The sequence below is a fragment of the Chamaesiphon polymorphus CCALA 037 genome, assembly GCF_003003845.1.
GTDB classification, from domain to species: Bacteria; Cyanobacteriota; Cyanobacteriia; order Cyanobacteriales; family Chamaesiphonaceae; genus Chamaesiphon; species Chamaesiphon polymorphus.
On record NZ_PVWO01000181.1, the window covers coordinates 1 to 10398 of the forward strand.

Annotated in this window: 12 protein-coding genes and 1 pseudogene; 8 read left to right on the top strand and 5 right to left on the bottom strand. The window is 46.5% G+C overall.

Annotated elements, in window-relative coordinates; translation table 11 throughout:
• The first annotated feature begins 3 nt into the window (after positions 1–3).
• Positions 4–993 carry a tRNA dihydrouridine synthase DusB gene (gene dusB, locus C7B77_RS14710; RefSeq protein WP_106306125.1) on the top strand — a complete coding sequence of 330 codons (990 nt, stop codon included), beginning with the start codon at positions 4–6 and terminating at the stop codon, positions 991–993.
• Between the two features lie 41 nt (positions 994–1034).
• Here dusB and psb30 read toward each other — a convergent pair whose 3' ends face one another.
• Positions 1035–1175, bottom strand: a complete 141-nt coding sequence (gene psb30 / locus C7B77_RS14715) for a photosystem II reaction center protein Ycf12/Psb30 (protein ID WP_015158042.1) — start codon at positions 1173–1175, stop codon at positions 1035–1037.
• Between the two features lie 382 nt (positions 1176–1557).
• On the opposite strand from psb30, the gene C7B77_RS14720 reads away from it, so the two are divergent.
• The 3 genes from C7B77_RS14720 (at position 1558) to C7B77_RS14730 (ending at position 3572) form a co-directional block, all read left to right on the top strand.
• Complete coding sequence (locus C7B77_RS14720; RefSeq protein ID WP_106306096.1) at positions 1558–1914, top strand: YkgJ family cysteine cluster protein; 357 nt, start codon at positions 1558–1560, stop codon at positions 1912–1914.
• Between the two features lie 85 nt (positions 1915–1999).
• A complete protein-coding gene (locus C7B77_RS14725) occupies positions 2000–2389 on the top strand; it encodes a TMEM165/GDT1 family protein (RefSeq protein WP_106306099.1) in 390 nt (129 codons plus the stop codon).
• 133 nt (positions 2390–2522) lie between these two features.
• Positions 2523–3572, top strand: a complete 1050-nt coding sequence (locus C7B77_RS14730; RefSeq protein ID WP_106306102.1) for an NAD(P)/FAD-dependent oxidoreductase — start codon at positions 2523–2525, stop codon at positions 3570–3572.
• A 119-nt stretch (positions 3573–3691) separates the two neighbouring features.
• Here C7B77_RS14730 and C7B77_RS14735 read toward each other — a convergent pair whose 3' ends face one another.
• The gene (locus C7B77_RS14735) at positions 3692–4264 is read right to left on the bottom strand and encodes a GNAT family N-acetyltransferase (protein ID WP_106306105.1); all 573 of its coding nucleotides are present in this window, start codon (positions 4262–4264) and stop codon (positions 3692–3694) included.
• A 94-nt stretch (positions 4265–4358) separates the two neighbouring features.
• Between C7B77_RS14735 and C7B77_RS14740 the strand changes: the two genes are divergently transcribed.
• From C7B77_RS14740 to moaA, 4 genes are all read left to right on the top strand, one after another.
• Positions 4359–5573, top strand: coding sequence for an alpha/beta hydrolase (locus tag C7B77_RS14740; RefSeq protein ID WP_106306108.1), 1215 nt, complete (start codon positions 4359–4361; stop codon positions 5571–5573).
• Between the two features lie 160 nt (positions 5574–5733).
• The gene (locus tag C7B77_RS14745) at positions 5734–6303 is read left to right on the top strand and encodes an NIF family HAD-type phosphatase (RefSeq protein WP_106306111.1); all 570 of its coding nucleotides are present in this window, start codon (positions 5734–5736) and stop codon (positions 6301–6303) included.
• A 109-nt stretch (positions 6304–6412) separates the two neighbouring features.
• Entirely contained in the window at positions 6413–6538 is a 126-nt protein-coding gene (locus tag C7B77_RS31435; RefSeq protein WP_281261360.1) for a hypothetical protein, read from the top strand.
• Positions 6539–6698: 160 nt separating this feature from the next.
• Positions 6699–7688: a GTP 3',8-cyclase MoaA gene (moaA, locus tag C7B77_RS14750; RefSeq protein WP_106306114.1), complete on the top strand. Its 990-nt coding sequence runs from the start codon at positions 6699–6701 to the stop codon at positions 7686–7688.
• Between the two features lie 147 nt (positions 7689–7835).
• Here moaA and C7B77_RS14755 read toward each other — a convergent pair whose 3' ends face one another.
• The 3 genes and pseudogenes from C7B77_RS14755 to C7B77_RS14770 form a co-directional block, all read right to left on the bottom strand.
• Entirely contained in the window at positions 7836–9131 is a 1296-nt protein-coding gene (locus C7B77_RS14755) for a glycerate kinase type-2 family protein (RefSeq protein WP_106306117.1), read from the bottom strand.
• Positions 9132–9278: 147 nt separating this feature from the next.
• Complete coding sequence (locus C7B77_RS14760; RefSeq protein ID WP_106306120.1) at positions 9279–9839, bottom strand: hypothetical protein; 561 nt, start codon at positions 9837–9839, stop codon at positions 9279–9281.
• 190 nt (positions 9840–10029) lie between these two features.
• Positions 10030–10398: pseudogene (locus tag C7B77_RS14770) on the bottom strand (PRC-barrel domain-containing protein); the annotation flags it as partial.

Genomic DNA, 10398 nt, shown 5'->3' on the forward strand with positions numbered 1-10398 from the left:
CTCGTGAACCTCACCACCCCCCTCCAGATCGGCTCTCTCCATCTTCACAGCCGCGTTTTTCAGTCACCCTTGTCTGGAGTTACCGATCTGGTTTTTCGTCGCTTGGTGCGGCGATATGCCCCCGATTCGATGATGTATACAGAGATGGTGCAGGCATCGAGCCTGAGACATCTTAAGGAAATACCGCGCATCATGGAAATCGATGCTAACGAGCGTCCGATTAGCATCCAGTTATTCGACTGTCGCGCTGATTTTCTGGGCGAAGCGGCTCAAATTGCCGTACAGCAAGGCGCGCAGACGATCGATATCAATATGGGTTGTCCGGTGAATAAAATTACCAAAAATGGTGGCGGTTCCTCGCTATTGCGCGATCCGGATACCGCAGTCGCGATCGTCAAAGCCGTGGTAAATTCTGTAGATATTCCCGTAACGGTGAAAACGCGGATCGGTTGGTCGGATGATGAAATAAATATCTTAGACTTCGCTCAACGGATGCAAGATGCTGGCGCACAGATGATGACGATCCACGCTCGTACTCGCGCTCAGGGCTACAATGGTACGGCTAACTGGGACTGGATTCGTCGGGTTAAAGAAGTACTCTCGATTCCCGTTATTGCCAATGGGGATATCTTTTCGGTGGAGGCGGCGATTGCTTGTCTGGAGCAGACTGGAGCCGATGGTGTGATGTGTTCTCGCGGTACGCTCGGCTACCCGTTTCTGGTGGGTGAAATCGACTATTTTCTCAGAACGGGGGAACGACTTGCGCCGCCGAGTTCGATCGCCAGATTAGAATGTGCTAAAGAACATTTACAAAATTTGTACTTATATAAAGGCGATCGCGGCATCTTGCAGGCGCGAAAACACTTAACTTGGTATGCCAAAGGGTTTTCGGGTGCGGCAGAGTTACGCACGCAACTTCAAGAAATCGGGAATGTCGCCGCAGGTGTCGATTTACTCGATCGACAGATGGAATTATTGGATCGAGAGAGTTAGCGGCTAGCAACTGGCATTGCAAATAACTAGCCACCGATCTCCTAGAGATTACCGCGCAAAGCTGCCAGTAGAAATACCACGATCGGGCCAGCAATCATAATCATTGCCACCATTGACAATTGGGCGATTACTTCCCAGTTAATACTGAGCACACTATCCACAATACCGCTCAAAAAATCCATATTTCCTCGCAAACAAACTTTAATTTATTATATCGCCAACAGGATCGGCGATATAATTTTATCCGCGTCTCGCCGATCGAGATTAATTTTGTTTACAAAAGTACATGAATTAAGAGGGTTGGGAGTTGGGAGTTGGTAGTGGGGAGTGGATGGTTGGGAGTTGGGAGTTGGGAGTTGTAAGACAAAACTGGAGTGAGTCACTGTCCACTAACTAGGTTTTCAGCTTTTCTGATGTTATGGACAATCGTACAAACTACTCACATGTCTCAATAATAAAGCACTAATTCCACCCCTTCCCTCTACTCCCAACTCCCAACTCCCAACTCCCAACCCAAAACCCGATAGACTGAATAGGTAATAATGCAATGACGAACTCAAGAATATGTCTACATGGCGGTGTGTAAAGCAGTGTGGGGCTTGCTGTAACTTGGATCCGAGCGATCGACCGGATTTGGAAGAGTACTTACCACCAGAGCAGCTAGCGATCTACATGAGCATGGTAGGTGCGGATGGTTGGTGTATCAATCTCGATCGCGACACGCGGACTTGTCAAATCTACGAAGATCGTCCGAGTTTTTGTAGGGTACAGGAAGATACCTTTGTGGCGATGTTTGGGATCGAGCCGGAGGATTTGAATGATTTTGCGATCGCGTGTTGTCGCGAGCAGATTGAAGGTGTCTATGGAGAGCGGAGTCTAGAAGCGATTCGATTCGATACCGAGCTGGGAATTTTCCTCTAAAAAATTCGCTATTTTTGTCGATCTACTTGCGAAGCTAGGAATATGAGAAGATAATTGAGACCTTAGCTGTAGTTTAGGTTGTCCCGTGACTATTTCATCTTCTTCCGATACATCTGCCGATATTGTTTTAGAAACTTTAGAAATCCCACCCACATCCGCTGGTGCAGAATCTCCTGTCGCAACTCGACAAACATCGAGCATGTGGGGTACCTTCTTTTCGACATTTATCACGATTTTCTTAGCTGAGATGGGCGATAAGACTCAATTAGCGACGCTGTTATTAAGTGCCCAATCTCAGTCACCGTGGATCGTGTTTGTCGGTGCGGGGACAGCTTTAGTTGCGACGAGTTTGGTGGGGGTACTCTTAGGACGTTATTTGGCGAAGGTATTATCGCCCAGAACTTTAGACATCGCTGCTGGAGCATTATTGATGATAGTTTCGATCCTCTTGTTAGGAGATGTGGTGCAACTCTAAAATTTTGATGTTCGATCGATGTTGGGTGGGTGTGAAGATGGGCGGGTTTGTTGAGATTTGATGGTGCTAGGCGTGAATTCCTAGCATCAACCTGCCCTCCCCACCAGAAGATCTCAAATGGGTTCTATAAAAGATGAATAATCCGATCGAAATTGCAATTATTGGGGCTGGAATGGCTGGAATTGCCTGTGCCAAAGAACTGCAAGCAAATGGATATCGAGGGATCGCGATTTGGGAAAAGTCTAGAGGAGTCGGTGGGAGATTGACAACGCGGCGGATGTTCGATACGTGTGTCGATCGAGGAACTTGTTACATATCGCCAAAAGGAGAGCGATTTCGGGCATTATTCGATCGACTCATTGCGGCTAATATCGTCGAGACATGGACGGATACTACTCATACACTAACTGCCGATGGCAATCTGCTGGCTGATGCCGATATTTATCCTCGTTATGTAGCTCCAGGTGGAATGAATCAAATTGCCAAATATCTGGCAACAGATTTAGATATTCGCTTCGGGCAACGCGCGATCGCAATTCAACCAGATGGTAACCTGTGGCGACTAACGATCGATGGTACCGAACCCAGCGAAATTCTCGCTCGCACAGTCATTTTGGCAATTCCTGCGCCCCAAGCTCTCGATTTACTCTCGCCCCTAGCGGATATTTTGCCGACTGAGTTCCTGAGTGACTTAAAATCTGTCGAATTTTATCCCTCGATCGCAGTTGCCGCAGGCTATACACCCACTCAACTAGCCGAATGGGAATCCATTTATCCGCAGGTAAAATCGGTAACTTGTAGCGACGATCCGATTTTAGCTTGGGTGGGGGTAGATAGTAGCAAACGCTATCAACCCGCCCCACCAGCATTCGTGCTTCAGAGTACTGCTAATTTTGCCGCTAAGTACCCCAATCCTGAAGATACCTCATCCGCAGCCTTGGCGATGCTAGCACAGGCTGGAGAGCGATTCTTGCCATGGTTTAAAGAGGCTCAATGGGAGCAACCGCACCTGTGGCGGTATGCTTTCCCCAAATACCCGCTTAATAATACTTCTTATCTATCGAGCGATCTACCCGCACCTTTGTTCTGTACTGGCGACTGGTGCGGCGGATATAAGGTAGAAAATGCTTATTTAGCTGGTATTGCTGTAGCTGAGTGCTTCGGATCGATCGATCTTGTCTAGAAAACTAGGGCGGTTTCAGGATTACTCCCAGGGCAAAATCCTAGTCATGACACAAACGACAGTCCGCTTGTGCGAAATTCGATCGCTAGCCGAGACTTTAGTCTTTAGGCTAAGACGAACTATCGATCTCGACATCCAAACAGCAGCCATTCGCGTTTGGTAATGCTCATTTTATTAGCCTCGATCCAATGCCCCTTCTTTTGAAACGCGTGGGGAATATAGGCAATAAATTTCATCCCAACTTTTTCGAGCACGCGCCGACTGCTCTTATTCCAGAGAGCATAACTTGCTTCGATCTGAGTTGCACCTAGTTCCTCAAATCCAAATCGCAACATGGCTGTGGCGGCTTCTGTCATATAACCTCGTCCTTGGTGCTCTGGATGCGTCCAAAAGCCCAAATTCCAGACATCTGCACGGCTGGTTTTACGGATGCCAATGCGCCCGAGCAAGCTATTTACAGCCGGATCTACGATTGTAAAGCCAAACATTTTCCCCTCATCCCAGTCGCGCCAAGTTTCTTGCAATGGCTCATCCAACTCCTCGATCGTTGTAGGTGGCTCCCATTGCATTCCATCATTAAATCTAGCAAAACGGGTGGCTGAAAAAACATGGGGAATATCGTCAGCAGACGGACGGCGGAGCAGACATCTGGCTGTCTGGATTGTAAAATCGGTGGGAACTACTCTTTGCATCTGTCAAACTCTACATTTTCTAGATCTTTGGTGTTAGTGTAACTACAGCTTATCCCGATTTCTGGAGTTCAAATTGACGCTCATAGCGCAGACGATGAAAAAAGTTTTACCGATCGTGAGTATCTGGCTGGTGGGACTGCTGTTATTAGTAGGCTTGTTTTTGAGTCTGTGGATTATCGTCCCCGCACCGATTTTCTCACTCCTGCCTTTAAGTGTGGGCGCGCCAGAAATCAGTCCGGGATTACTGCTGTTAAATGTGTCGATCGCAATCGCGATCGGGATAATCTTCTGGTTAAAAGGTTTTCGATCCTGGCGATTGTTTCTATTTGCATTATCTTTGAGCGGTTTAGCATTAGGGTTGAGTGCGTCGCCATTACTGCAATTTTCTACAGTCCAACAACAAGCACAAGCCGCGATCGAGTCGAGTTTGGGACGAGATTATCTTAAAGATATTCCGCCGGAAATTATGCCCAAACTGCGATCGCAACCTCTAGTTATTTCCGATATCTGGAGCCAAATTCCCATTCCTAATGTTAGGCTCGATCGAGCGATTCCCGTTGCCAATCCCGATGGCGTCAAGCTGACGATGAATATCTATCGACCGCTCCAAGTCGGCAAATACCCCGCGATCGTGTCGATTTATGGTGGTGCTTGGCAACGCGGTAGCCCCGATAGCGACGATACTTTCAACCGTTATATTGCCGCTCAAGGTTATGTGGTGTGGGCGATCGATTATCGCCATGCACCCACTTATCACTTCCCCACTCAGCTTGAAGATGTGCGATTGGCATTGACATTTATCAAAAAATATGCGTCTGAATATGAAACCGATCTCGATCGGGTCGCACTCATCGGTCGATCGGCTGGCGCGCAACTGGCAACGTTAGCAGCCTACCAAGATCCACCGTTTCCCATTCGCGCTGTCGTCAATTATTATGGCCCCGTCAATCTGACGGCTGGTTACGAAGATGTCCCCACTCCCGATCCGATCGAGTCGCGCGCCACTCTGCGAGCCTTCCTTGGCGGCACGCCGCAAACCGTGCCCGAACTCTACCGCCAAGCTTCGCCAATTAACGCCGTCAAACCCGCTCTACCCCCATCGCTGCTAATCTACGGCGGCAAAGACCACATTATCGAATCTAAGTATGGTAAATACCTCGCGCAACAATTGCGATCGCAAGGAAATCGCACCATTTTCATCGAAATTCCTTGGGCAGATCATGCTTTTGATGCTGTTTTTTCGGGACTGAGCAATCAACTCGCACTCTATTACACCGAACGATTTCTAGCTTGGGCTTTGATTAATTGATAATTGATAATTGATAATTGATAATTGATAATTGATAATTGATAATACTCGTATCTTGTAGGGCAGGCTCGATCTTACATTGTGAAAATAGGACGAGCTAGCATGACAATATCTAGTTAGTGATGGGGCAATATATTTATGTAGTAATTAATCGATCGCCATGGCCGCTGCCAAGAAATTATTAATTCTCGATCTGGATGAAACCCTAGTTTACGCAACCGAAACACCATTACTCGGATTGCCAGATTTCTACGTGTATGATTATGCCATTTATAAGCGTCCATGCCTAGATATTTTTCTGGCAACTTGTCTGGAATGGTTTAATGTGGCAATTTGGACATCTTCTGGAGCTGACTATGCCACTGCCGTTGTGGCCGCTATTTTTCCCGATCCACAATCGCTAGATTTTGTTTGGGCCAGCGATCGCTGCTCGATCGCCTACAATTATAATTACGATCTCATCGATGGTCGCTATCCATCATATTATTCGCGCAAACCACTAAAAAAAGTCAAGCGACGTGGTTATAAATTAGAATCGATTATCGTTGTAGATGATACTCCCAAGAAATGGGAAAAGAGTTACGGTAACTTAGTCAGAATTAGTCCCTTTGAAGGCGATCGGTCGGATCTAGAATTAAAGTATTTACTCGTTTATCTAGAATGGCTTAAAGATGTAGAAAATATTCGATCGATCGAGAAAAGAAAGTGGCGGGAACAGATAGAGCGATAATCAAACAACCTAAATTATCAACATCTATTCTAAAATAGAGATAAACTGTCGATCGGGTTTTTAGAGCTGTATCTAAAATAAATATACTTGACAACTACAGAAATAGCAGATGTCAGAAGAAAGACTCGATCGAATCGAAGCTCAGATTGGAGAATGGCGCGAGCCGATCGTGGAGCAGAATACAGCTACAAAGCAGGATCTGACTTGCCATGCAGCAGAATATGACGAAGATTAATATATTCGACGGCATCAGTTGGGTACTATCTCCCCGCTTCCCGCTCCCCGCCAAAAATTAACTCGATCTCCGCTTGAGACTAATTAGAGTAAGCTGACGACGGCTGAATATTTGTAGAAATTTTGCCCACGATCGACAATCGATCGGTGACAATAGAAAGATGAACCAGGTAAATTACTTAAGAATTAGCCTCATCGATCGGTGCAACTTTCGATGCCAATACTGTATGCCGGAGGGAGCGGAGTTAGAATATCTGCATCGCCAGCAACTTTTGACTGATGACGAGCTATTGACTTTGATTCGGGAAGTATTTATTCCAGTCGGTTTTAATTGTTTTCGACTCACAGGTGGCGAACCATTACTACGCAGTGGGATTGTTGAGATCGTGCGATCGATCGCCAGCCTACCGCAGACGCAAGATTTATCGATAACTACCAATGCCTTTTTACTGGCTGGCATGGCTGAGGATTTGTACAAAGCCGGACTCAGACGCGTCAATATCAGCCTCGATTCGCTGCATGAAGCCACCTTCGATCGGATCGTCGGCAACGTTGGTAGATCCCGCTGGCAACAGGTCTGGAACGGGATTCTAGCTGCCGATCGTGCGGGATTTACTCCCTTAAAGTTAAATGTTGTGGTCATCCCAGGGGTGAATGATACCGAGGTATTGGATTTAGCCGCTCTGAGCATTGACAAACAGTGGCACGTCCGCTTTATTGAGTTTATGCCGATCGGTAACGATGAGTTGTTTAGCGATCGAGGATGGATTTCTTCCGAATCGATCCGCCAACAAATTCGCGAAAAATGGGGTTTGACTGAGGCGCATGTCAAAGGAAATGGCCCTGCGGATGTCTTTACCATCCCTGGTGCGAAAGGGACGCTCGGGTTTATCAGTCAGATGTCCGAATGCTTTTGCGACAGGTGCAACCGGATGCGGCTATCTGCGGATGGCTGGTTGCGTCCGTGTCTGCTCAACGAAACCGGACAATTAGACCTCAAAACCGCACTGCGCGATGGTGTCTCTACCGCTCAATTGCGTTCTCAAGTCAGAGATTTACTCGCTCTAAAACCAGAAATTAACTACAAAGGTCGCGAATCTGGCAGTGAAACCGGAGTATATCACCGCACCATGTCTCAGATTGGGGGGTAAATTAATTGATAATTGATAATTGATAATTTATGGCTGTGTTAAGTAGATGAACCTAATTAAATATAAAATACCCCGTAGGGTGGGCACTGCCCACCACATAGGTTTCAGGTGATTTCTATCTAATAAATATTTGTACCCAGCTACTTACTATGGGCGAATGGCGATCGTAATATCGGCCACATTAGTACCCGTCGCTCCAATTATATGCAAATCGCCCAATTCCTGAAAGAATGGATAACTATCGTGTCGATCGAGTGCCATTTTAGCATCCAGTCCTATTACTAGAGCGCGATCGACCGTTGTCTCATTTACGATTGCTCCAGCGGCATCTGTCGGCCCATCGGTACCATCTGTCGCTAATGTAATTATCCAGGCAGGGACATTGTATTTTGCTAATTCAATGGCAGCCGCCAGTCCTAATTCGGTATTACGGCCACCTTTACCAGTGCAATTTTCTGGTAAATTAACAGTAGTTTCGCCACCATAAATTAACACTGTTTTACTTGGTGCGGCGATAATTCTTCGGGCAATCTCTATCCCGCGAATTTTTGCTTCTCCGTCCCATTTAGTAGTCATAATCTGTGGCTGATAAACCATTTCTGGCGATCCAGCAGCTTTTTCTACAGCTTGACAGGCTTGAAAATTGTTGCCAACTAAGACATTGTGCGCGCGCGGATGATTAGTTAAACCAGACGCGATCGCCCCAATCGGATCGCCGATAACATCTGATAAAATTAATCCAATTACTTTCCCCGCTCCTACCCGTTCGACTAAACCACCACCTTTCAATCGATCGATCTGCGAGCGCGCGGCATTAATTTTCTCGATCGATAAACCACTACCTAATAGTGCCGTACCGATCGCTTGTAGTGCTTGCAGCGAAATATTTTCGGTGGGCTTAACGGTGTTAATATCGATCGATTGGCTCGATAAAGACGCCCGAATTAATTGTTGCGTTTCCTGACTGATTTCGGCAGTTGGGGAGCTGGTTAATAGTTCGTGTAAAGCATTCCAATCGCGCGGTGCAACGACTAAAGATGAAGCTCCGCCAGAAATACAAGCGAGGACTAAAGTTCGCTCCGTACAGTCGGCGAGTATTTCCCACACGCGATCGCCAGCAGCTAGACTGAGATCGTCAGGAACCGGATGTGCTGACTCGATCGTTTCCCAATTAGCTGGAAATTTAACATCCTTTAAATGGTTGTATTTAGTAATAACTAATCCTCGATCGATTCGACTACCCAGAAGTTCGTGGATCGATCGAGCCATTGGCACGGAAGCTTTACCGACTGCGATACACCGAATATCTTTATCAGTTAAATTAATTACGCAATCTCCAATAACTAGATCTTCACCATCTAGCCGTAGGTGGTTTTGAATGGCATTAAATGGGTTGACAGCAGCTAATGCAGCGGCAATTAATCGATCGATTAGAGGTTTCATATTCTTTGGCAGTTTAGTCTTTGACTAATTCGATTTAGTCTAGTTACAAGGGATAATTGCCAAACGCTGTAGTTACAACTATTCGATTGTTGATTATCTCTATATTTCACGGCTCGATCGATAAAAAACTACAACAGAGAATGCAGGTTAAGCCTCATTCCACAATCGCTCTAATTGATATTGCCAAGCCGTCATCATTTCCTTGCGGATATCTTCAGTCGCACCGATATCGCCCATGACCCCTTCAGCATAAAATCTGTCGAGTGTTTGCATGGTTTGTTCGAGTGTATCGCCGCGTTGCTTGGCGATACTGACGATCGCTTTGACTTGTTTGGTGGCAAAATCTTGAAATGCTCGATCGATACCGACACGTTTGAGGTCGATCGATCTGTCGATCGCGGTATTAAAATCTTCAGTGGTTAGTCCCGCGACGCTATGCTGCCATACTCCCCACAAAACGCCCTGATTTATGGCATAACGCGTCTCTAATGTGTCATCAAAGTTGGCAGATAGGAATTCATCAACGAAGGTCATTGCTTCTGCTGCGGGCGCGATGGGCACTAACATTCGCACCCAAGATTGTTGGGCGGAGAGAATAATCAGCAGCCGATAATCGGGTGTATCTACCTGATAGGAATCGGCATCGGCAATGGTTAGCGATCTACCAAAACGGTTAGTCAGAAACGATTGAATATCTTCTGGGGTCATGTAGATTTTGAATTTTGGATTTTGGATTAACCATTACACCAGGTGTAGGTTGGGTAGAGCATCGCGAAACCCAACATTCCATCAATTGTAATTGGGAATGTTGGGTTTTCTTATCTTGCACTCTTGGGTGTGGATGTTGGGTTTCGCTTTGCTCTACCCAACCTACGATCGATCGATTTATCGATTCATTTTAATGTTGCTCTTCTTCTTGATATTCAACTTGCTTAACCGTTTGCGGAATCTCCAATTTCTGACGAGCTTCGGGGATATCTAATTTTTGCAATGGCTCGGCAGTTGATTGAGGCGCATCTCCCCACATATCATCATCGAGCGTGAGAATATCTTCATCCTCTGGCTCTAGCGGTTTTGCAGGTGTAGAAATCGGCGTGTAGGGGACATCCTCATAAATTTTGGCTGTACGCGGCTGTTCGCGACTGGTGTCGTTCCAGTTTTCGCCTTCGTCTTCATCGTCGTAATATCGCGGCTGCTCGGCTTGGAAGCGTTGGGGAGGTAAAGGTGCTGCTTCAACTTCTTGCCATTCTTCTTCTTGCCAGACAGG

Coding starts and splice junctions, on each gene's coding strand:
- psb30 (WP_015158042.1), bottom strand. CDS start 1,175: ATGGATTTTTTGAGCGGTATTGTGGATAGTGTGCTCAGTATTAACTGG.
- C7B77_RS14720 (WP_106306096.1), top strand. CDS start 1,558: ATGTCTACATGGCGGTGTGTAAAGCAGTGTGGGGCTTGCTGTAACTTG.
- C7B77_RS14730 (WP_106306102.1), top strand. CDS start 2,523: ATGAATAATCCGATCGAAATTGCAATTATTGGGGCTGGAATGGCTGGA.
- C7B77_RS14735 (WP_106306105.1), bottom strand. CDS start 4,264: ATGCAAAGAGTAGTTCCCACCGATTTTACAATCCAGACAGCCAGATGT.
- C7B77_RS14740 (WP_106306108.1), top strand. CDS start 4,359: ATGAAAAAAGTTTTACCGATCGTGAGTATCTGGCTGGTGGGACTGCTG.
- C7B77_RS14745 (WP_106306111.1), top strand. CDS start 5,734: ATGGCCGCTGCCAAGAAATTATTAATTCTCGATCTGGATGAAACCCTA.
- C7B77_RS31435 (WP_281261360.1), top strand. CDS start 6,413: ATGTCAGAAGAAAGACTCGATCGAATCGAAGCTCAGATTGGAGAATGG.
- moaA (WP_106306114.1), top strand. CDS start 6,699: ATGAACCAGGTAAATTACTTAAGAATTAGCCTCATCGATCGGTGCAAC.
- C7B77_RS14755 (WP_106306117.1), bottom strand. CDS start 9,131: ATGAAACCTCTAATCGATCGATTAATTGCCGCTGCATTAGCTGCTGTC.
- C7B77_RS14760 (WP_106306120.1), bottom strand. CDS start 9,839: ATGACCCCAGAAGATATTCAATCGTTTCTGACTAACCGTTTTGGTAGA.